A 21,373-nucleotide genomic window follows, 5' to 3' on the forward strand; every position below is an offset into this window, starting at 1 on the left:
GTTTTTTCTATATTATATTTATCCATATGACGATAAGGGGAGAAGGTTATTGGATAAGGTTGGACTCGTGATGCGCAAAATTCAGTTTACCGAAGCACAGGGACCCCGGGTGTTTGCAGACAGGCTGCAGAGCATCGGACGGGAGCTGGGTGTCGAGATCGTGTTTATATCGCCGGAGCGGCATGTCAGCGGATATGACTGGGTTCCAGGCTATGAGCACGAGAAGGGAGATCTGGTTAATTACGATATCGTGCTGGATCAGATCTATTCTCAACATATTGAGCATGTCATTTATACCGTATCCGGGTTTACTTTTCTGAAAATGTTTCTGGAGAACAGCGTGCTTTTCCCGCACAGCTTCCCCGATCCTGCTCTGACCGGCTATGAGATGATGAAGCCATTCTATTCGATTGTGGACAAGGCGATCGTGCAGACGGAATTTCTGAAGCGGGAAATGAGCTCGAATTTCGGTGTTCGGGACATTACCGTCATTCCGATTGGATTCGATGAGGAGCTGGCGAGGAAGCATTATGATCCGTCTGCCGTCGTTGATAACCGGGTCATGTGGATTGGCCGGGATGAGGCCAATCGCAGGCCGGATCTCGTGCTGGAGTATGCGAGACAGAATCCGGACAAGGAGGTCTTCATGGTGTTCGGTGGAGGCCGGTATGAGGAGAGCATGAAGAAGTATGATATTCCGGATAACATCAAGCTTCGCTTTGCTCTGACCCAAGATGAGGTGTTCGAGCTGATGAATTCCTCCAAGGTATACTGGAGCTCTTCTCGCTTTGATACGTTTGCGATGCCGCTGACAGAAGCGCTGGCGATGGGCAAAATGGTAGTGAAGCCCGAGCATCCCTGCTACGGACATATCAATTCTACCCATGCCTTCAGCGGAAATGATCGCAATTTCTTTGAGCTGGTGAACATGGCTTGCGCCTCTCCGCGTAGAACGTCTGAGGAAAATCGCGATTATGCCTTCAGTGCATTTTCCAGAACGGTGATGAAGGAAGGTTATCGCAGGTTCTTTGAAGCATGGCTTAAGTAGTTGGCTTGGTAAAAAACAGCTATAGACATTTTTTCCGCACGAGCCTGGTGTGGTAACAATCCTTTTTATGGTATAGTAACAGTAACTTTGATGAGAGGAGGTGAGGTAGGTGAATTTCGAATGGGTAAACAACCGCTTGAGCCAGCTGCCAATGGTGCTGTCTGGCATCTTTTTCAGAGGTTTCGTAATACGGGAGAAGTCTGTCCAATTGTCCCATATCGTTAACCATTCGAGAAGATGCCTGCCATAACCTCTAGGAACGGATCAGTAGTTGTTTCCGAAGAAGGGTCACGGGGCTTGTTCCCGCGGCTCTTTTTTTTTTGCGGCTAAGGTCAGGGTCTTCTACACCATAGGAGGATCCATAGAAATGATTATAATGAACGGTCAAAACATACAAAAATATCACGGTGCCAATCGGGTACTGGCAGACGTAACTATTGAAGTGCATGAAGGCGAGAAGGTAGGCCTTATCGGTGCGAACGGAAGTGGCAAATCAACGCTGCTGTCACTCATTGCAAGATTAGAGAAGCCGGATGACGGTATGCTTACGGTGAAAAAGGAAGCCCGCGTCGGGTACTTACCGCAGATTCCCGTTGCATTTGAGAAGCTGACGGTTTACGAGGTGCTGTCGCATGGCTTCAGCAGACTGGCTGACTGCCGGCAGAAGATGTCCCGGATGGAGCAGCGAATGAGTGATCCGGCTGCAGCAGCTGATCCAGACTCACTTGAACGGCTGCTGCATAAATACGCTGTGCTTCAGGAGGAGTATGAACGAGGTGGAGGCTACGAGATCGATGCAAGCATTGATCAGGTGGCGACAGGGCTCGGCATTATGAAATTTATGTATACTCGGCCATTCGACACACTATCCGGCGGGGAGAAGACCCGGATTGTGCTCGCATCTCAGCTGATTATGAAGCCGGAGCTGCTGTTACTCGATGAACCGACCAACCATCTGGATCTGAAGGGGATGGAGTGGCTGGAGCAATTTTTGCGGCAATACTCAGGGGCGTGCATTATTGTATCGCATGATCGCTTCTTCCTCGATCGGGTTGTGACCAAAATTGTTGAGATAGAAGATGGTGAAGCGAGCACATTCCTGAGCAGTTATACCGGCTATGTCCGTATGAAGGAGGAGCGTGTACTGCAGCAGTTTGCCGAATATCAGGAGCAGCAGAAGCAGGTCAAGAAGATGAAAGAAACGATTCGTCAGCTCGAGGAATGGGGACGGATTGGCGGGAATGAGAAGTTCTTCAAACGTGCAGCCTCCATCCGTAAAGCGCTGGCTCGAATCGAACAGGTGAAGAGGCCGGTGCTGAATCCCAAGCATGCTTCCTTTGATCTGGGGACGAGAGATCGTTCCGGACAGGTCGTGTTACTATTTGAAGCGCTGTGTAAACAATTCGCGGATAAACGGATTCTTCAGGATGTGGAGGGAATGATTGAATTTCGGGACAAAATTGCCCTGCTCGGCACCAATGGCTCTGGCAAATCAACCTTCTTCAAGCTGCTGCTCGGTGACGAACAGGCAGATGAGGGATATATTGAATGGGGCAGCGGGGTTACGATCGGCTATCTTGCTCAGCAGGAAGAGATGAAGGCGCCCAAGAAGACGGTGCTTGAATTTTTTCGGGAAGAGGCAGGTATGGAGGAAGGCGCCGCAAGAGGAATCCTTGCGAAGTATATGTTTTATGGACCTGATGTGTTTCGGGAGATCGGCAAGCTGTCAGGCGGAGAGTGGTCGAGGCTCAGGCTCGCCGTCCTCGTGAATAATAGGCCTAATGTTCTGCTGCTCGATGAGCCGACCAATCATCTGGACATTTCTTCAAGGGAAGCGCTTGAGGAAGCGCTCGAGGATTACCAAGGGACCGTGCTGGCTATCTCTCATGATCGTTATTTCATCAATCGGCTAGCGGGGAAGGTATGGGAGCTGCATGAAGGGGCTCTCAAGGTGTATCTTGGCAACTATGATTACTATGCAGAGAAGAAAAAAGAAAAAGAAGATGGTGCATCATTTGTAACTTAAGCTGAATCCATTCAGGTTACAGCACAAAAAACACCTTCAAAGCAGGCTTCCGGCAAGCAGCTTCAAATGCTGACTTTGCCGGATCGCTCTTGTATAGAAGGTGTTTGTTCGCTGTTTTTTTCAGAAATCTAGCTTGCCGACATTACTGTGCTGCTGGAGCATCAAGAACTTCTTGTGGAATTTCAATTCCATCCAGTTCATTATACTCGGAGAAGGAGCCGTCCATTGCCATAACGATGGTTACATTTTGGCCTTCCATTTCCATGCTCATCTCCATGTTGTAGGTCATATCGGCAGGATAATAAGTATCCTTGTTTACACTGTAGGATAGATCAATGCTCTTAATATCCATCTGCTCCATCATGGCTGCCATTTGCGGATCAGCCGCACCCTGCTGTGCAATCATTTCTTGAGCCAAGTCCTTAACGCCATCGCCAGATAGATTTGCTTTTAACCAATACACATCTTCCTCTTCCGTCACCTCGATCTCGCTTGCGATGGAATTCAGCTGATCATACTGTTCGGCAGCACTACCTTGAGCCTTAAATTGCTCGACTAATGGGCCAATGGACTCCTGAGGGAGCTTCATCCATGAACCATCCACTTGTGAGTAGATCGCGTCCTCCGTTATGTATTGCATAATCTCTTGATCGCCGCCTAGTTCTGGCATAGAGGTGGTTATTTCTTGATAAACCGCTATTGGCGAGAGAACCATGTCCTGCTTCATGTTCATTTCTACATCTTGAGACTGCTCTTGACCTTCGACAGCCATCGTAATATTTTGAGTGATATTTGTATCCATAGAGTAGCTCTCAATACTGCTGCTGGACTCAGACACTTGCTTCAGAAGCTCTTCGGCTGTTGGGATTTCACCTGACGCTTCTTCTACGGGCGGCTCTGTTGATTCTTCGATGTTATCTGCGCCTGTTGTCGCTCCTGTGTCTGCTTCATCCGTAGGTGTGACTTCCTGATTCTCTGTGCCGCAGGCAGCCAGCATAAGGACGAGGATCATCCCGATGATTGAACATTTCCATTTCTTCAAAATATGAGACCTCCCAGAAAGTTGGTCTCCATATTTACCCATAAAAAAGGTATGTGAATCAGTCAATATAACAATATCCGAGTCGAATGACTCGGATATTGGGTGAAACACATAACCTATTAAATTTACATGAAGAAAGGCAGCTCTTTAACGCCTGCAATTCGCGCATACGTTAGTAATTGACCCTTATGGTGAATCTCGTGATCCAGCGCATTACTTAAGAATACATGAGCTTGCGCAGTCTTACCGAAGAACGAAATTTCTGCTTGCAGCTGCTCGTCTGTAATGGACCCAAGAAGCTCCTTCGTCGCTTCCGTGTACTCATGCACAAGACGTTGTACGTCTTCGAGCGTACTCCATTCATCTTTGTTCTGAGAAGGAGTGAATTCTCCTTTGATAACCATATTCGCGAATATCTGCGTAGAACTGGCGATGTGCAGGGCAAGAGTTCCGTAGCTCATTCCACCTTCCCATGGGGTAAAGTGAACAAGATTGGCTTGATCCAGAGTGACCAGCTTATGTAGGACCTCACGATGGGTCAACCAACGCCGTGTATAGCTATCCATATTTAACATACAAAAACCTCCAATTTATAAAAAATGATTTATGTGATTCTATTTCATAGTTCATCAAAAAGGTGAGTCAAATCTATTATAGATATTAGCGATTTAAACTTCTAATTGCAAACTTACCTGATTGAAGTCATTTGTGTGTGGGAGATGCTATGAAGCATACGTTATTTTTAGCTTGCAGGCCGTGACGTTATAATGGTTCAATAATGAATGGCGGCAACATGAACAAGACACGTGAGGGGGAATTACATATGAAGAAAGTAATTATTGATACAGATACTGCTGGAGATGACACGATTGCGATTCTAACGGCTCTTCGTTATTTTGACGTGCAGGGAATTACGATTACGGGCGGGAATGTTGAATTCAATCAAGAGGTCGAGAATGCGCTGTACACGGTTCAGGTTGCGGGCAAAGGCGGCCAAGTGCCTGTATATAAGGGCTATGAGCGTCCAATGCTTACACTAGGCTCAGGACAGCATCGTTATGTCGATGATGTACACGGAGATGACGGAATGGGAGGGGCACATTTTCCACTAGCAGAACAGCGCCCCGAAACAGGACATGCGGTAGATTATATCATTGAAACGGTGCATGCGAATCCGGGGCAGATTCATCTTCTCGCCATCGCGCCACTGACCAATATTGCGATGGCTATTCAAAAGGACCCGAGTATCGCTCCCTTAATTCCTCATATCTATATTATGGGCGGAGCCAACAATTCGCTGGGTAACATCACGCCTGCAGCAGAGTATAACTTCTATACAGATCCTGAGGCAGCTCGGATCGTGCTGCATTCCGGTATTCCTATGACGATGGTAGGCTGGGAAATGTGCACTCGTTACTCGATCATGGATGATCAGGATCATGAGGAGATTGCGGCACTCGGTACTTCCGGGGCTCGATTTTTTAGCGATATTAACAAGGTCGTTATGCAGTTCAACAAGTCGGTGCACAGGCTTTCTGGAACGACGCACCCGGATACGCTGCTAATGGCCGCTGCTGCAGACGAGTCGATCATGACAAGAACCGGCCAATACTTTGTAGATGTTGAAGTGGGCGGTCAGTATACAAGAGGATACAGTGTGGTAGATATTAATGGACGGCTGGGGCAGGCAGCGAATGTACGTGTATGCGAAGAGATCGATCGCGAAGCCTTCAAGCGAATGCTGTTAGATGTGCTCTCATCCATTAAATAAACAAATAGGTGACCAGCAGGAAGGGGCTTCCATAACTTTTAGAAGGAGCCCTTTTTTGCTGTGAGTAAAATGGATGTGCAGAATTTGGATATGCACAGACCGGCTGTGTTAAAGTGAAGAAGGCAAGAGATGAGAAGAAGGTGGAAAATCATATTATTTTATATTACGGCAATCCTTATATTGATAATAGATCAGGCCAGCAAGCTATGGGTACGAACGTATATGGACATTGGCGAAGTGATTCCTGTCGGAAAGCTGGTCTATCAATTCGAGCATTATGAGAACTCGGGAATGGCATTTAGCCTGTTTCAGGGGTATGCGCGATTATTTGGTGTAATTGCTCTTGTTTTTATCCTATTGATTCTGTATTACAGGCATAAGGGAGAGATTCAAGGTCGGCTGATGAATGTAGGTGCGGGCTTTCTGGTCGGAGGTGCGGCTGGGAACATGGTAGATCGATTCCTCCGAGGCACGGTAACCGATTTTCTTAAATTTTCGGAAGAGGGCGGAATACTGAACTTTGCAGATGTGGCCTTAAATGTGGGTGTGCTGCTGTTTATCGCAGGAGCCGGACTTGACTGGCTGAGATCCCGGAGGGTGCAGCGACCACACTTTTGACGCTTGTGCTCACAAAGGACTTCTCCGAGCAACTAAACGCAAGCCCTGCCTTCCCAAAGTACCGAACCGCAAAATTTTCCGCTTACAACTCCGCTAATTTGGTGTATAATCAAACATTGTGTGAACGTTGTCACAAAGTGTTGAGATTATTGTCATATTTAGGAGGCTCAAAAAATACATCATGAGTAACTGGACTTTTTTTAGAAGAATGACCCGATTTTTTTCAGTGACGGTCATGATTGTTCCTGTTGTTCTTGGCACGATTACAGCCTATGCGTTCGATAAGGAATTTAACTTCCTTTTGTTCTTGCTGACCTTGGTCGGGGCTGTATCTGCTCATATATTTTCGAACATGGTTAACGATCTGTGGGATTACCGCAACGGAACAGATACGGAGGCGGCTGAAACGGAAGGTGCGATTTCGACGAATTCTGGATTCCTGACTACGGGTACGATGTCTGAGAAGAGGTTTGCCGCAATTACATGGGGATTTCTTATTCTGGCTGCCGTGTGCGGGCTGATTCTGACCCTTGTCAGCGGCTGGCCGATTCTGGTACTTGCACTGATTGGTGCGCTTATCGCTTACTTCTATGTTGCTCCTCCGATTAAATTTGGATACCGCGGCAAAGGCTACAGCGAGATCGGTATCTTCATTTCATTCGGGGTACTGCCTGTGCTTGGAGCTTATTATGTACAGACAGGTGAATTTGCGGTTGCACCACTGCTCTTGTCACTGCCTGTCGGAATGCTGACCACGATGCTGCTGTTTAACCATCATTTTCTGCATTGGCGTGCGGACCGTGAGATTGGCAAGAAAACGCTGGTCGTGATGTGGGGGGAAGAGCGTGCGCTGCGACTGTCCAAAATAATGACAGTTCTAGCCTATGTACTATTGATTGTAAGTGTCGTGTTTGGTGCATTGCCTGTGTATGGACTTCTAGCCATTGTCTCTGTCATCCCTATGTACAAAGTGTATAGATCCTTGGGTAAAGTAAATCCGTCTGAGGCCTACCTTCCGCTTATGGGGGCTTCTCAGCAATCCTCTGTGTTCTGTGGTCTGATTATGTGCATTGGACTATTGATTTCAGGAATATAATATAGCCATATTGTCCGGTTCTTGGCTGATATGATGACAGCTAAATAAAAAAGAACGTTCATGACGAACGTTCTTTTTTTTGACTCTGAAAGATATAGAGAGACGACTCAGGCATTCATACCCAGATCTGCGCGCAGTCTCTTCAGTGAATCCTCTAATGACCCCTCGACAATGGTAACGGGAATGCTGAGCATCAGGTTATTCGGCAGATTGAAGTTCTCAATCGTCATACCGTCTTCGTATAGTCCTGTCGCAGGATCTGTCGCAGGCGCCAGCTTCTCTCCCATTGTGCGTCCATCAAGAACATGAGCATACAGTTTCTTGCCGAGTCCGTATCCAAGCCCACATTCAAATACCGTGCCGGAGTCCGGCTCCTGTCCGCGGAAGGGATTCAGATTGGCGATGATGATATCGCATTTTTCAATCAGTCTCACATTACCTTCAAATATAGCGACCGCAGTCTCATGCCGTGTAGGCTGGGGCTTAATATCCTTGTCTAGCGGAAAAATACCTTCAAATCCATATTCAGCACACAGTGCCTTCATCTGTAGTCCCAGCTCGGAAGCATCGGTACGGAATACCTCAAAGCCAGCCATATAAATACGAAGAGGTCTTGTTTCTACGGAGTTCATGTTCTTGTTGCACCTTCACTTTCTTCATCAGACGTTGGGAATGCTATAGAACCAATTATATCACCCCTCTGATGGGTGGAGCTGCTGAATATATTATTTCAGAAAATTGGGCATTAGTTAGTTATGAGTGGATAACTTGTTTCATGGGAATTTATACAAAATTATCACCCCTGTGTTTAAAAGGGGGAGCAGGCTGTTTAATAAATAGCACTCGTTTTTTTTCTGGTCAATCGAAATCGGTTTCGATTGATAAGACTTCAATGGAACGATATACATAAATTATAAAGTTAGACATTTATAGACATTGGTTATTAAAAACGAGTATGCTATGCTTTACACCGAGTGGAAATGTAAGCACTTTTATCAGAACAGGATAGAGGGGGTACACCATGAGATTTCAATGGCTTAAGCGTTGTAAAATGCTCCTCATTGCCGGTGGAGCAGCGTTAATGCTTACCGCATGCGGCAACAGTGAAGGGGCATCTGGCAAAGTCCAAATTGAATTCTTCCAGAACAAGCCTGAGGCAAAAGAATCATTCGACAAGCTTGTCGAAAAATTCAATCAGGAGCAGTCTGAAATTGAAGTGACGCAGGTCAATCCACCAGATGCAGAAACGGTGCTGAAGACCCGGCTTGTAAAGAATGATGTTCCGGATATTATGGCGCTGGGCGCTACGGATACATTCTCCATGCTGTCTCAGAGCGGTGTGTTCATGGAACAGACCGATCAGGAAATGATCGACTTGATCAATCCGAGCTATATTCAGATGGTTAAAGACGTAAGCGGTCTTGAAGAGCTTACAGGGATTCCATTTGCAACAAATGCAAACGGTATCATGTATAACAAGATGCTGTTCCGCGAGATGGGGCTTGAGGTTCCGAAGACTTGGGATGAGCTCATCGCGACAGCTGAGACAATTAAAGCTGCAGGAAAAGTACCTTTTTACCTGACTTATAAAGACGACTGGCAGACGAACCTTGCTTTTAACTCACTTGCACCGAACTTGGAGGGGATCGACTTCTATCTGCAGCGCAGAGAAGGTGAAGTTACGTTCCAGGAGCGTTACCGCGAAATAGCTGAGAAGCAGCTGAAGATTCTCGATTACGGGCATAGTGACAACTTTGGCAAGACCTATGCGGACGGCAACCGTGCCTTCGCGAACGGAGAGGCCTTCATGTATATCCAAGGCACATGGGCCATTCCAGAGATACGCAAGGCCAATCCGGATATTGAGATCGGCTTCTTCCCTTTCCCGACCGGGAATGACCCTGAAGAGATCAAGCTGGTTAACGGAATTGACACGCTGCTTACGGTCTCTGAAGATACAGAGCATCAGGCTGAGGCCGTTGAATTTATCAAATTTTTGCTGCGTGAAGATAACATGAAGCAATATATTGACGAGCAGAATTTGTTTGCGGCAGTAGAAGGAGTAACGCAGGATGATCCGAGCGTAGCCGAGATTCTTCCTTATATCGAGAGCGGCCAGGTCACCGACTTTGCTGACCATTACATTCCATCTGCTGTACAGCTGAATTCAATCGTACAGGAGTTTTTGCAGGTGGGGGACATTGATGCTTATCTTAATAAGCTGGATGAAGAGTGGGATAAGGTAGCAAATCGAAGATAGGATACGAGGAGGAACAAACATGAAGAATCGGCTTACTCCGTTCTACTGGATGACATTGCCGGCCGTAGCACTGTTCTTTGTGTTTATGACCCTGCCTGCATTGCAAGGGTTGTATTACTCATTTACGAACTGGAACGGCTTCGGCGATCAATATGATATGGTTGGATTTAAAAATTATATTAATCTGTTTGCAGATGAGAACGTGTGGAATGCTTACGGATTTACCATTAAATATTCTATTGTGGCGACCATCTTCATTAACATTATCAGTTTGCTGATTGCGCTGGGATTGAATGCAAAGATCAAATACCGAAATTTCTTTCGGGCGATTTATTTCCTTCCCAACATTTTGAGCATTCTGATTGTCGGATATATTTTCAATTATCTGTTCTCGAACGTATTCCCAATCTGGGGCGAGAACTTAGGACTTACCGCTTTATCAACCAATATTTTGGGTAGTCAGGACCTCGCTTGGGTTGGAGTGGTCTCGGTTGCGATCTGGCAAGGGATTGCATTTAACACCATTTTATATCTTGCGGGGCTGCAGACCATTCCTACGGACCTGTACGAAGCGTCCAATCTGGACGGAGCCAGCAAATGGCGCGAATTCTGGAGTATTACCTTCCCGCTCATCGCTCCATTCTTTACGATCAACATGGTTCTTGCCATGAAGAACTCTCTTATGGTCTTCGATCTCATCGTAGCCATGACGAACGGGGGGCCAGGACGGGCAACACAATCCATCGCGCACTTAATCTATACCGGCGGTTTCGAAGGCGGCGAATTTGCTTATCAATCAGCGAACGCCATCATTTACTTCATTCTGATTGCCTTTATCTCGATTATTCAGCTTCGATTCCTGCAGAGAAGGGAGAGTGACATGTAATGAAAAAATCACGCTCACGCACCAATTGGCCGATTACGCTGCTCGTCGCGCTCGGTACGATTGTGATCCTGTTCCCTCTCTACATGACGTTAACGATTGCGATCAAAAATCCGGAGCAGATGCGTCAGTCCGTCTTCTCCTTTCCCGCAGATATCCAGTGGGATAACTTCTCTCGTGCCATCGAGATGACAGGCTTCTTCAATGCACTGGGCAACAGTGCGATCGTGACGATATCGACAGTCGTCCTAACGCTGCTGACCAACTCGCTCGTAGCCTATGCGATTGCGCGTAACATGAACCACAAATTTTTTAAAGGGCTGTACTTCTATTTTGTCAGTGCGATGTTTATTCCATTCCAGATTATTATGCTGCCTGTCGTTAAATTAACTTCTAATCTCGGGATGACCAATCTGGTAGGACTTATCCTGCTGCATACGGTGTATGGGCTTGCTTTCAACGTATTTATCTATGTAGCCTATATCCGCTCTATTCCAATCGCTCTGGAAGAAGCAGCCAAGGTCGATGGAGCAACGACATGGGGCACATTCTGGCGGATTATCTTCCCGCTGCTTGCTCCGATGAGTGCAACGGTCGGAATTCTGACCTGTCTGTCCACCTACAACGACTTCCTGCTGCCGCTCATTATGATCAGCGACCAGGATCAATATACGCTGCCGCTTGTGCAGTACATCTTCCAAGGACAGTTTAATACCGACTTCAACCTGGCGTTTGCTTCTTACCTAATGGCGATGCTACCGATGATCCTCATTTATATTTTCGCACAGAAATGGATCATCAATGGTGTAACTCAAGGCTCGGTCAAAGCTTAATTCACAATAAGAGCACCAGCGGAATCACATGATTCCCTGGTGTTTTTGTATGTTAGGATTTTGCAACATCCTCATGTGTATGAAGAAAAAAACGGATGCTCTTCCAGCAAGCTTTATCCCCCTTTTGATACATAAATATTGACTAAGCTTCGCTGTTTTTATAGACTTAATATATAAATTGCCCGAGAACTGACGGTAGCGGCGGAAGGGAATCCCTTTTTTGCGGCTGCTTCTTGTCGTTTACAATAGACAGGATGAAATGATCCGGGTTAATTAAAATCCAATTCAAGTTTTGGATTTTGCATAATTCGGTTTGTATGATCGATTGCTTGTTATGTTTTGAGATTTATGCAAAATCCTCGTCTAATTCATAGCTTGGAACTATAAATAAAGACAGGTGGAAATGAAGAAAATGAGTAATTCTAATTATCGTGTATTGTTGTACTACAAATTTGTCCAGATTGAAGATCCTGAGGCTTTTACACAGGAACATTTAAAATACTGCAGAGACCTTGGTCTCAAAGGGCGGATTCTGATTGCCAAAGAAGGAATTAACGGCACTGTATCCGGTACCTACGAGCAGACCGAGCAATATATGAACGACATGAAAGCCAATCCGCTGTTCAGCGATATTTGGTTCAAGATTGACGAAGTCGAAGGGCATGCATTCAAGAAGATGTTTGTTCGTCATAAGGAAGAGCTCGTTACCTTCCGTTATGAAGAAGAACTTGATCCGAATGTGATCGGCGGCAAACGCCTCAGCCCGAAAGAATTCTATGAGCATCTTCAACGCGATGATGTCGTCGTAATCGACGGCCGCAATGATTATGAGTATGAGATCGGCCACTTCCGCGGTGCGATCCGTCCAGACGTCAAGTCCTTCCGTGAATTTCCGGAATGGATTCGCGAGAATCTGGGCGATATCAAAGACAAGACCGTCATCACTTACTGCACAGGCGGTATCCGCTGCGAGAAGCTGACCGGATTTCTCATCAAAGAAGGCTTCGAGGATGTAGCACAGCTTGAGGGCGGTATTGTGACTTACGGTAAAGACCCGGAAGTACAAGGCAGATTGTTTGACGGAAAATGCTATGTATTCGACGAAAGAATATCGGTGCCGATTAATCGTACGGAAGAGGATATTGTCATTGCTTCCTGCTACCACTGCGGAACAACGCATGACCAATATGTGAACTGCCCGACATGCAATCTCCAGTATGTATCTTGTGAGGCATGTGAAGAAGAGCACCAGCATTTCTGCTCCGATGCTTGCCGGGAAGAGGCGCACGCGAAGGCTATATCTTAATCAGATCGGCACCTTCACTGACATGAAAGCAGGTGGTTGTAATGCGCGTGCCAAAAGAGAAGTCCACACGTCAGCGAATCCTTCATATGCTGAAGGTTCAAGGTCCCTTAAGTGCTCGTGAAATTACAGCTGAACTGGGCATTACGGAAATGGCCGTCCGCAGGCACCTGGCGACACTCGAGAAGGATGGACATATCGCAACTAACGAAATTCGGCAGACTGCCGGTCGTCCATCCGCAGTATTTGGTCTTACCGAGCTTGGAGAGGGGCTGTTTCCGAAGACGTATCCGAAGATAACGCTTGATCTGCTGGGAGAGCTCACCGAGGAGTCGGGTGAAGAGATGATCGACCTGTTGTTTGAGCGGAGAAGAAACAAGCTGTACCAACGGTATGCCTCTGAGATGAAGGGCAAGGACCTGTCTGGCAGGGTTCAATCTCTTGCTCGCATCCAGAATGACAACGGCTATATGACCGAGCATATGGAAGAGGAAGAGGGCTTCGTGCTGAAAGAATATAATTGCCCCATCTCTGAAGTGGCAGATGCCTACGGGCAGGCCTGCCGCTGTGAATTGGAGCTGTTCCAATCCCTGCTTGAGGTTTCGGTCTCCCGTACGGAATGTCTTGCCAAGGGCGGCCGATGCTGCACTTATAAGATTGGGATGTCTTAATATCGATACTTAGGCTGACTGGCCGAAGTATCTTAGAAGGATGATAAGCTTATTGAGGAAGCGTTTCGGCGGAATTGCCCGCCGGATGCTTCTTTTTTTACATGACAGAATCAATTTCATCTTTTAAATGAGTTATGAGATTGATTCGCAGTAAAAGTATTAATTGACGAATAGTACAAGCGCCCTTAATATTAGGGAAAAGTTATATCGACCGCACGTCAATTATATCCATAATCCAGCATGTTCTGCGTTTAAATACTTTAGTGCAGTTAAATATAAAAGCGCTAATGCTATTATGTGACACCGCATGTTAGAGGAATAATATGGAATTAAAATGTGCGAACAAGAAGCTGGAATTGGAATGGGTCTAATGAAATGTAGGACAGAGAATGTGAATGAAGAGAGGGGAAGCAGGAATGAGCAGAAAATGGTGGATGTCATTATTGGTAACGGCTTCAATTGCGCTGGTAGCGGGATGCGGTAACAATCCTGAGGGTACTTCCGGTTCAGCAGGTACTGGAGGCACTGGGGGCGGAGAGGAAGCAGAAGGGAAAACCTATTCCATATCAATCTCTCAATATGTGGAGCATCCGTCACTGGATGCAACACAAGAAGGCTTTATCGCAGCACTGAAGGATGCAGGGCTTGTAGAGGATGAGAATCTAAAGATTGATTATAACAATGCACAGGCGGATGCAGCGAATAACAACTCCATTGCTCAGAAGATCGCAGCTGACAATAGTGATCTTGTACTCGCCATTGCCACACTTTCCGCACAGGCTGTTGTAAGCCAGGTGAAGGACAAGCCGGTATTGTTTGCAGCTGTAACTGATCCGCTGGATGCCAGACTCGTATCGGACCTTAAGAAGCCGGGCGGTAATGTAACGGGTGCATCAGATACGAACCCGGAGGCGATTGTGAAGCTGGCTGACTTTATCGCGGCTCAATTACCGGATATTAAATCTGTCGGTCTCGTGCTTAATGAGGGCGAGCCGAACGCTGTAGTTATGGCTGATAATGCAGAGAAAGCACTTGCTGCACATGGCATTGAGCTGGTGAAAGCAGCAGTTACGAATACTTCCGAGGTTCAGCAGGCTGCCGCCTCGCTTGTAGGCAGCGTTGACGCATTATATATTACGCTGGACAATACGGTCGTAAGTGCGGTGGATACTATTATCAAGACGGCAAATGACAATGACATTCCGTTCTTCTCCAGTGACCGGGATACGGTAGAGAAGGGCGCCTTTGCTACAGTTGGCTTCAAATATTATGATCATGGCTACCAAGTAGGGGAGATGGCGGCGGATATTCTTCAAAACGGAACGAATCCGGGAGATCTTGAGGTTACCGTGCCAGACAAGCTTGATCTTATTCTTAACCTTGCAGCTGCTGCAGAACAAGGAATTGAAGTGACGGATGAGATGAAGGCAGCGGTAGAGGATCAAGAGAACAACATTATCGAGTAATATATTTTTTACGCTAGTATGCTGAATGCTCGGAAACAGGGTGGACGACATACCACCCTGTTTTTTTGGTAAATAGGAGGAAAACACATGTTGGAAACGATGTTTAGTCTGCTGAAATCGACTCCTGGAGCCATTGAACTGGGACTCTTGTATGCATTAATGGCTCTTGGTGTATACATTACGTTTCGCATTCTTGATTTTCCGGATCTTACGGTGGATCAGAGCTTTACTACGGGGGCGGCAATCGCTGCCATTATGATTACGAATGACTTCTCACCTTGGCTTGCGACACTCGCAGCCTTTGGAGGAGGGCTGATCGCCGGGGCATGTACAGGTCTCTTGCATACAAAGGGTAAGATCAACGGTCTCTTGTCCGGGATTCTAATGATGATTGCCCTGCATTCGATCAACATGAGAATCTTGGGTGCACCGAACATATCTCTGCTAAATATCGATAATATTTTCTCGAGTATGTCTGTTCTACTGTTCATGTTTATTGTGGCGTTCGTTATTAAGGTGCTGCTTGATGTGTTCTTCAAAACAGATTTGGGTCTCGCTCTCCGCGCAACAGGAGACAATGAACGAATGATTCGCAGCTTTGGAGCGAATACCGATACAACCAAGCTAATCGGTATTAGTCTGTCGAATGGACTGGTGGCTTTATCTGGTGCCTTTCTCGCGCAGCATCAAGGGTTTGCAGATATAAGCATGGGAATCGGGATGATTGTCGTTGGACTGGCATCGGTTATTATCGGGGAAGCGATCGTGGGCAAGCGAAGCATCTTTCTTGCGACACTGTCCGTTATCATTGGCTCCATTGTATATCGTATCGTCGTTATGATCGCCTTGAGAGTCCCTGGATTTGAAACTTCGGACTTGAAGATTATTACGGCTGTCATCGTTATTCTGGCGCTTCTTATTCCTTCTGTACAGCGCAATATTCGCCAGAAGAGCATGGCGCGGCGAAGAACGACAGAGCTGTTGTCAGGCACTGGTGGAAAATCAATGGGAGGTGACCTGTAATGCTGCATATCAATCACGTGTCTAAGCTGTTTAACCCAGGTACCGTGGATGAGAAGGTTGCGCTTATGGATGCCCATTTAACCTTGTATGAAGGAGATTTTGTCACGGTAATCGGCAGTAATGGCGCAGGTAAGTCCACTCTGATGAATATTATATCGGGTGTTATGAAGCCGGATGCAGGCGAGGTGCAGATTCGGAATCAGACGATCAGCCAGCTGCCTGAATACAAGCGCAGTCAGTGGATCGGCCGGGTGTTTCAGGACCCGATGGCGGGGACCGCACCGATGATGACGATTGAGGAAAATTTGGCAATGGCATACCGGCGCGGGAAATCCCGCGGCTTGTCCTTTGGCATTAACCAGAAGACCCGGGCACTGTTTCAAGAGCAGCTAGAGAAGCTCGGGATCGGTCTTGAGAACCGCGTACGAGCTAAGGTTGGCTTGCTGTCCGGGGGTGAGCGTCAGGCGCTCAGCCTGCTCATGGCGACATTCACCCAGCCGGAAATTCTGCTGCTGGATGAGCATACCGCTGCGCTTGATCCATCAAGAGCAGAGCTGATTACGAATATTACCGAATCGCTGGTCCGTGAGATGAATCTGACCACACTGATGGTTACCCATAATATGGAGCAGGCCATCAGGCTTGGCAACCGGCTTATTATGATGGATAAAGGCCGGATTATCCTTGATGTCGATGCGGAACGCAAGAAGACATTAACCGTACCGGAGCTGCTTCAGGAGTTTGAGAGAATCAGCGGAACGAAGCTGTCAGATGACCGGGTTGTACTCGGTTAATGATATATGTATCAGATCTCTCTTATGCCCCCTCACGCATCGATCGTGCAGGGGGTTCTTGACGTGCTGCGTGCAATTTTTGGCTCGCCCGATATACAATAGAAGCAGCTTCAGGCAAGGGGTGAACGAGCATGGCTCACATTTATTTTCATGAAGGAGATTATACCGTAAGTGGTCCAGGTGGAAAGGCTGCCTTGTTGTCCAAGGAGTTCGCGCTTCTTTATTTTCTGTATCGGAACCAGGGGAAGACCTTTACACGGGAGCATTTGCTGGACCAGGTATGGCCGCTTGAATATCCCGGAGAACGAACGGTGGATGACCACATCTACAGGCTGCGCAAGAAGCTCTCCTTCATCCCGGAAATTAAAATACATACCGTTAGAGGCTTGGGATACCGTCTTACGGCTGCCCAGCATTCCTTAAATGCCCTCAATCCTTCGATGGCAGATTCGGAGCTCCAGTCGGCGGTCTATAGTTTATTTCAAAAGTATCATCTCTTCGGTCAAGGCAAATCCATCACCACGCTGATCGCTCAGCAGGAGGCGCTCGGGATCAAAGTCGCCCCTTTCTACGAGAACTATTTGCACTTTCTGGGTGGTGATCTCAGTTGGTTTATGAGCCGTGATGACCTTAAGGCTGAAGACAGGCTGTACTGGCTCCTAATCTTGTATGGCGTGATTGCGTCTCCTCAGGAAGGGCTTCAGCTCTGCCAGAAGGCGCTGTTGCATTCCAGACTAGAGCCAGCATATCACAGGGAAATGTACTATTTAAATATCATTGATCTCTATGCCGAGAATGGCATGTATTCCGAAGCTGAAGAACGAATTACGGCTTCCTACCGACTGCTTGACGAGCAGGACGACTTGGAGAGCTTTCGTATTCCACTCATGTTATCTGAGCTGCTCCTGTATATTCATGAAGCGGATTGTGCCAGAGTCGAGAACAGTATCCAGGAGATCAGCCGATCGCTCAAACATAAGCCCTACCTTCGGGAAATTTGTAGGTTTCACTATATGCAGGGAATGTGGCATTACCGACAGGGACGCATCAGGGAGGCCTCAGCAGCGGTGGACGATGCGCTTGAAATTTACAGTCAATCCGGTTTCGTGCCTCACATTCTGCTGTCTGTGCGTCAATTCTTGTATTATATGGAACTGCATCCTCCTGTTCAGGCGGATAAGGCGGTTACAGGTCTAACATCCAAGCTGCTGAGCATATTTCAAGATCTGGACAATCAACACCACTATACCTCGCGAAAAGAAGCCTGCTTCTACCTAATTCAAAGTTTGCTGTCTTCTGTCTGATATTCCTCTGATATTCCCCCGTTATGCTCGGATGTAAATCCAATTATAGCGGGGGAACGTTATGCTACAAAAACGGTTGAATATTAAATTGCAGAGCCGAGGCCTGCTCTCAAACAAGATATTTAGAAGGCTGTTCTGCGCCTATGCGACAGCTTCCTTCGGCGATTGGTTTGATGCCATTGCCATCCAGGTGCTGCTCGTATATCGGTGGGGCGTAACCCCGATGACACTGGCAATGGTTCCTGTCGCCATGGCGCTTCCGGGTCTGTTACTCGGTTCACTCGCGGGTACGATTGCGGATCGAGTGCCCAAGGTAAGACTTATGCTGCTGTGTGACTTATTAAGCGCTGTTCTGACACTGTGCCTGCTCGTTGCACCGAGTATTTACTGGATTATCCCGATTCTCATGCTGCGGTCTGCCGTGTCGACCTTCATGATGCCAGCCCAGCAGGCGATGACAAGACAGGTCGTTAAGGATGAGGAGCTGCTACAAGCGACGTCGCTTAACGGGCTGGTCAACCAGCTCTCCAAAATTGCGGGCCCGCTTCTCGGCGGTGTGATTCTCGTGGTGTTTACACCTCAGATATGTATTCTAATAGGCGCAGCAGGAAGAATGGCCTCCTGTGTTATGCTCTGGACGATTCGGTATGCTTCAGATGATGTGAAGAAGGCGGAGCCGGTAGCGGAGCCATATATGGAAACGGTAAGGTCCAGAGGAGCCAAGGGAAATCAAGTCCAGAGAGGATCTGTCTGGAAAGAGTGGAAGGAAGGCTGGAAGTATCTAATGCAGCATCGTATATTGCTGCATACGATGATCTATAGCTTTTTTGGCCTGACGGCCTTGTTGATGGTCGATTATCAGTTTACTGTTTTGCTGCGGGAGATTGCCCCTAATCAAGAATCGTTGCTGGGCATATTGGTAGCTGCAATTGGGCTGGGTGCTGTTATAATGTTGCTCATTGTGAACAGGCAGGAGCATATAGAATACCGGTTTGGCCTTGGTGCAGGTGCGATGGGAATTGGCCTCGGGATTGCCGGGCTTGGACTTATTCCAAGCGGCAGTTCTTCGTGGGTTATCACCGGACTTTCACTGGTTATTGGGCTGGGAAATGGCCTGTACATGGTCACGAATCAGACGATTATGCAGAAGGAGAGCAGCACAGAAATGGTAGGGCGCGTATTCGGCATTAGTAATACGCTGATGAGTGTTGCGCTCGTCACTGCGCCTTTGGCAGGAGGGGCGATCATTGAGCTGGCAGGTGTCGGGAGTGCCTTTTTCTGGATTGGATTAATCGTCGCCATCATTGGACTCATGGGTTTGCTGTTCGGAAGGAAGTGGTGGAGAGTTCACCAAGTGATAAGCGAGGAGCAACATGAATCTAAGCAGGAAGCATTACATTAAGGACTAAGCCTCCCACCACATCACGTTGGCTGTAGAAGCGAGCCGGGTTAACGACTTGAAGCAGCAAGTTAGCGCCTCCGCCACTGACATTACCTGTAGTAAGTGTAAACAGCCTGCCGGCAGAGGCGGCGCTGAGATCAGGCATAAATTCAGTAGCAGGAGACACATATGTGTTGGTCTGCTGTACATAAATGGGCTTGTTGGCTGTATTGAATACAGAGTAATACATCATGTAATCCTCCTCCCTCGCATTTTTGAACAATTCAGTGATAGAGCAGCTGCCGTTCACGACTAACTTGGATTATATATAAGCGAAGCTTGACGGACGGGTTTGGGTTGTCTCTCTAGATGGCGAAAGAGAAAATGATGTAGATGTTAAAATAAGTTGATCGTTGTCCTCGATGATGAATGGGTTAGGCGTGCTATTTCTGCTTGTGCCGTTACCGCGTGTCCTCCATTTGCATACTGTACGGTAGCACTCTATATGTGTGAACCCTTGGTTAAGCGATAAGGAGGTGCAATGTGAGAAATGCCGAACTTTTCAACCTTTAATTTGAATCCGGATAATTTGAGAAGTTTAATTTACGGGACTGATGATGCAAATGTCAGCCATCCGGTCCGAACGGATACAAGTGGGAACCTGATTGGTGTTATATTGGACGGAACAATCAGCAATATGCCGAGCATATCGAACGTAACAATCACGGCCGGAACACTCACAAGCCTGCTGGATGGAACCATCTCAAATGTGATGGGAGCGACCATTACAGCGGGAACGATTACGAGCGTACTTGGGGCGACGATCACGGCAGGTACAATCACAAGCGTACTGGGAACAACAATTACCGCCGGAACACTGACGAACCTGCTGGATGGAACGTTGACCAGTGTACTCGGGGCGACGATCACGGCGGGTACGATCACAAGCGTATTGGGAATGACGATCACGGCCGGAACGCTGACGAACCTGCTGGATGGGACGTTGACGAGTGTGCTCGGGGCGACGATCACGGCGGGTACAATCACAAGCGTACTGGGAACGACGATTACCGCGGGGACACTGACGAACCTGCTGGATGGAACATTAACGAGTGTACTTGGAGCGACGATCACGGCGGGTACAATCACAAGCGTACTGGGAACGACGATTACCGCGGGGACACTGACGAACCTGCTGGATGGAACGTTGACGAGTGTGCTCGGGGCGACGATCACGGCGGGTACAATCACAAGCGTATTGGGAACGACGATCACCGCCGGAACGCTGACGAACCTGCTGGATGGGACGTTGACTAGTGTACTTGGGGCGACGATCACGGCAGGTACGATCACAAGCGTACTGGGAACAACGATCACCGCCGGAACGCTGACGAACCTGCTGGATGGGACGTTGACGAGTGTGCTCGGGGCGACGATCACGGCGGGTACAATCACAAGCGTACTGGGAACGACGATTACTGCCGGAACGCTGACGAACCTGCTGGATGGTACATTAACGAGTGTGCTCGGGGCGACGATTACCGCGGGGACACTGACGAACCTGCTGGATGGAACGTTGACCAGTGTACTCGGAGCGACGATCACGGCAGGTACAATCACAAGCGTATTGGGAACGACGATCACCGCCGGAACGCTGACGAACCTGCTGGATGGAACATTAACGAGTGTGCTCGGGGCGACGATTACGGCAGGTACAATCACAAGCGTACTGGGAACGACGATCACCGCCGGAACGCTGACGAACCTGCTGGATGGGACGTTGACGAATGTGCTCGGGGCGACGATCACGGCAGGTACAATCACGAGTGTACTAGGCACAACGATCACAGCCGG

General features: G+C 47.7%; 21 protein-coding genes. 17 read left to right on the forward strand and 4 right to left on the reverse strand.

Features of this window, described 5'->3' with window-relative positions:
• Positions 1-49 precede the first annotated feature (49 nt).
• From BM415_RS17070 to abc-f, 3 genes are all read left to right on the forward strand, one after another.
• Complete coding sequence (locus tag BM415_RS17070) at positions 50-1,048, forward strand: glycosyltransferase (protein ID WP_091160104.1); 999 nt, start codon at positions 50-52, stop codon at positions 1,046-1,048.
• Between the two features lie 109 nt (positions 1,049-1,157).
• Positions 1,158-1,298 (forward strand): hypothetical protein, encoded by a 141-nt coding sequence (locus tag BM415_RS25160; RefSeq protein ID WP_170862525.1) that lies wholly within the window; start codon positions 1,158-1,160, stop codon positions 1,296-1,298.
• A gap of 117 nt (positions 1,299-1,415) precedes the next feature.
• Positions 1,416-3,074: a ribosomal protection-like ABC-F family protein gene (abc-f, locus tag BM415_RS17075; protein WP_091160105.1), complete on the forward strand. Its 1,659-nt coding sequence runs from the start codon at positions 1,416-1,418 to the stop codon at positions 3,072-3,074.
• Positions 3,075-3,216: 142 nt separating this feature from the next.
• Here abc-f and BM415_RS17080 read toward each other — a convergent pair whose 3' ends face one another.
• A complete protein-coding gene (locus tag BM415_RS17080; RefSeq protein WP_091160107.1) occupies positions 3,217-4,116 on the reverse strand; it encodes a DUF6612 family protein in 900 nt (299 codons plus the stop codon).
• 125 nt (positions 4,117-4,241) lie between these two features.
• The gene (locus BM415_RS17085) at positions 4,242-4,691 is read right to left on the reverse strand and encodes a DinB family protein (protein WP_091160108.1); all 450 of its coding nucleotides are present in this window, start codon (positions 4,689-4,691) and stop codon (positions 4,242-4,244) included.
• Between the two features lie 248 nt (positions 4,692-4,939).
• On the opposite strand from BM415_RS17085, the gene BM415_RS17090 reads away from it, so the two are divergent.
• The 3 genes from BM415_RS17090 to BM415_RS17100 all read left to right on the forward strand — a co-directional run bounded on the left by BM415_RS17090 (position 4,940) and on the right by BM415_RS17100 (position 7,601).
• Positions 4,940-5,887, forward strand: a complete 948-nt coding sequence (locus tag BM415_RS17090) for a nucleoside hydrolase (RefSeq protein WP_091160110.1) — start codon at positions 4,940-4,942, stop codon at positions 5,885-5,887.
• Between the two features lie 129 nt (positions 5,888-6,016).
• Entirely contained in the window at positions 6,017-6,505 is a 489-nt protein-coding gene (lspA, locus tag BM415_RS17095) for a signal peptidase II (protein WP_244533496.1), read from the forward strand.
• Between the two features lie 208 nt (positions 6,506-6,713).
• Positions 6,714-7,601 (forward strand): prenyltransferase, encoded by an 888-nt coding sequence (locus tag BM415_RS17100; protein WP_244533498.1) that lies wholly within the window; start codon positions 6,714-6,716, stop codon positions 7,599-7,601.
• Between the two features lie 107 nt (positions 7,602-7,708).
• On the opposite strand, the gene BM415_RS17105 is transcribed toward BM415_RS17100, so the two are convergent.
• The gene (locus BM415_RS17105; RefSeq protein WP_091160113.1) at positions 7,709-8,233 is read right to left on the reverse strand and encodes a nucleoside 2-deoxyribosyltransferase; all 525 of its coding nucleotides are present in this window, start codon (positions 8,231-8,233) and stop codon (positions 7,709-7,711) included.
• 389 nt (positions 8,234-8,622) lie between these two features.
• Between BM415_RS17105 and BM415_RS17110 the strand changes: the two genes are divergently transcribed.
• From BM415_RS17110 to BM415_RS17155, 10 genes are all read left to right on the forward strand, one after another.
• On the forward strand, positions 8,623-9,861 hold the full coding sequence (locus BM415_RS17110) for an ABC transporter substrate-binding protein (protein ID WP_244533500.1): 1,239 nt from the start codon (positions 8,623-8,625) through the stop codon (positions 9,859-9,861).
• 19 nt (positions 9,862-9,880) lie between these two features.
• A complete protein-coding gene (locus BM415_RS17115) occupies positions 9,881-10,747 on the forward strand; it encodes a carbohydrate ABC transporter permease (protein WP_091160114.1) in 867 nt (288 codons plus the stop codon).
• On the forward strand, positions 10,747-11,577 hold the full coding sequence (locus BM415_RS17120; RefSeq protein ID WP_091160116.1) for a carbohydrate ABC transporter permease: 831 nt from the start codon (positions 10,747-10,749) through the stop codon (positions 11,575-11,577). The genes BM415_RS17115 and BM415_RS17120 overlap by 1 nt, the downstream gene beginning before the upstream one ends.
• A 412-nt stretch (positions 11,578-11,989) precedes the next feature.
• Entirely contained in the window at positions 11,990-12,883 is an 894-nt protein-coding gene (locus BM415_RS17125; RefSeq protein WP_091160117.1) for an oxygen-dependent tRNA uridine(34) hydroxylase TrhO, read from the forward strand.
• Positions 12,884-12,924: 41 nt separating this feature from the next.
• Positions 12,925-13,551 carry a helix-turn-helix transcriptional regulator gene (locus BM415_RS17130; protein ID WP_091160119.1) on the forward strand — a complete coding sequence of 209 codons (627 nt, stop codon included), beginning with the start codon at positions 12,925-12,927 and terminating at the stop codon, positions 13,549-13,551.
• 416 nt (positions 13,552-13,967) lie between these two features.
• Entirely contained in the window at positions 13,968-15,017 is a 1,050-nt protein-coding gene (locus BM415_RS17135) for an ABC transporter substrate-binding protein (RefSeq protein WP_091160121.1), read from the forward strand.
• Between the two features lie 87 nt (positions 15,018-15,104).
• Complete coding sequence (locus BM415_RS17140; RefSeq protein ID WP_244533502.1) at positions 15,105-16,040, forward strand: ABC transporter permease; 936 nt, start codon at positions 15,105-15,107, stop codon at positions 16,038-16,040.
• Positions 16,040-16,834: an ABC transporter ATP-binding protein gene (locus BM415_RS17145; RefSeq protein ID WP_091160123.1), complete on the forward strand. Its 795-nt coding sequence runs from the start codon at positions 16,040-16,042 to the stop codon at positions 16,832-16,834. The genes BM415_RS17140 and BM415_RS17145 overlap by 1 nt, the downstream gene beginning before the upstream one ends.
• A gap of 131 nt (positions 16,835-16,965) precedes the next feature.
• Positions 16,966-18,138 carry a winged helix-turn-helix domain-containing protein gene (locus BM415_RS17150; RefSeq protein ID WP_091160124.1) on the forward strand — a complete coding sequence of 391 codons (1,173 nt, stop codon included), beginning with the start codon at positions 16,966-16,968 and terminating at the stop codon, positions 18,136-18,138.
• A 61-nt stretch (positions 18,139-18,199) separates the two neighbouring features.
• Positions 18,200-19,540: an MFS transporter gene (locus tag BM415_RS17155; RefSeq protein ID WP_091160126.1), complete on the forward strand. Its 1,341-nt coding sequence runs from the start codon at positions 18,200-18,202 to the stop codon at positions 19,538-19,540.
• On the opposite strand, the gene BM415_RS17160 is transcribed toward BM415_RS17155, so the two are convergent.
• Positions 19,518-19,772 carry a hypothetical protein gene (locus tag BM415_RS17160; protein ID WP_139237006.1) on the reverse strand — a complete coding sequence of 85 codons (255 nt, stop codon included), beginning with the start codon at positions 19,770-19,772 and terminating at the stop codon, positions 19,518-19,520. The genes BM415_RS17155 and BM415_RS17160 overlap by 23 nt on opposite strands.
• Before the next feature lie 297 nt (positions 19,773-20,069).
• On the opposite strand from BM415_RS17160, the gene BM415_RS25655 reads away from it, so the two are divergent.
• The coding region (locus BM415_RS25655) for a beta strand repeat-containing protein (protein WP_244533504.1) at positions 20,070-21,373 on the forward strand (1,304 nt) is incomplete at its 3' end.

The sequence above is a fragment of the Paenibacillus sp. 453mf genome, assembly GCF_900116105.1.
Taxonomy (GTDB): domain Bacteria; phylum Bacillota; class Bacilli; order Paenibacillales; family Paenibacillaceae; genus Paenibacillus; species Paenibacillus provencensis.

Excerpts from the sequence above, each read along its gene's own strand:
- BM415_RS17125 (WP_091160117.1), top strand. The coding sequence starts at position 11,990 with ATGAGTAATTCTAATTATCGTGTATTGTTGTACTACAAATTTGTCCAG.
- BM415_RS17120 (WP_091160116.1), top strand. The coding sequence starts at position 10,747 with ATGAAAAAATCACGCTCACGCACCAATTGGCCGATTACGCTGCTCGTC.
- lspA (WP_244533496.1), top strand. The coding sequence starts at position 6,017 with ATGAGAAGAAGGTGGAAAATCATATTATTTTATATTACGGCAATCCTT.
- BM415_RS17160 (WP_139237006.1), bottom strand. The coding sequence starts at position 19,772 with ATGATGTATTACTCTGTATTCAATACAGCCAACAAGCCCATTTATGTA.
- BM415_RS17085 (WP_091160108.1), bottom strand. The coding sequence starts at position 4,691 with ATGTTAAATATGGATAGCTATACACGGCGTTGGTTGACCCATCGTGAG.
- BM415_RS17090 (WP_091160110.1), top strand. The coding sequence starts at position 4,940 with ATGAAGAAAGTAATTATTGATACAGATACTGCTGGAGATGACACGATT.
- BM415_RS17130 (WP_091160119.1), top strand. The coding sequence starts at position 12,925 with ATGCGCGTGCCAAAAGAGAAGTCCACACGTCAGCGAATCCTTCATATG.
- BM415_RS17115 (WP_091160114.1), top strand. The coding sequence starts at position 9,881 with ATGAAGAATCGGCTTACTCCGTTCTACTGGATGACATTGCCGGCCGTA.
- BM415_RS17135 (WP_091160121.1), top strand. The coding sequence starts at position 13,968 with ATGAGCAGAAAATGGTGGATGTCATTATTGGTAACGGCTTCAATTGCG.
- BM415_RS17145 (WP_091160123.1), top strand. The coding sequence starts at position 16,040 with ATGCTGCATATCAATCACGTGTCTAAGCTGTTTAACCCAGGTACCGTG.
- BM415_RS17155 (WP_091160126.1), top strand. The coding sequence starts at position 18,200 with ATGCTACAAAAACGGTTGAATATTAAATTGCAGAGCCGAGGCCTGCTC.
- BM415_RS17140 (WP_244533502.1), top strand. The coding sequence starts at position 15,105 with ATGTTGGAAACGATGTTTAGTCTGCTGAAATCGACTCCTGGAGCCATT.
- BM415_RS17105 (WP_091160113.1), bottom strand. The coding sequence starts at position 8,233 with ATGAACTCCGTAGAAACAAGACCTCTTCGTATTTATATGGCTGGCTTT.
- BM415_RS17150 (WP_091160124.1), top strand. The coding sequence starts at position 16,966 with ATGGCTCACATTTATTTTCATGAAGGAGATTATACCGTAAGTGGTCCA.
- BM415_RS17100 (WP_244533498.1), top strand. The coding sequence starts at position 6,714 with ATGACCCGATTTTTTTCAGTGACGGTCATGATTGTTCCTGTTGTTCTT.
- abc-f (WP_091160105.1), top strand. The coding sequence starts at position 1,416 with ATGATTATAATGAACGGTCAAAACATACAAAAATATCACGGTGCCAAT.
- BM415_RS17110 (WP_244533500.1), top strand. The coding sequence starts at position 8,623 with ATGAGATTTCAATGGCTTAAGCGTTGTAAAATGCTCCTCATTGCCGGT.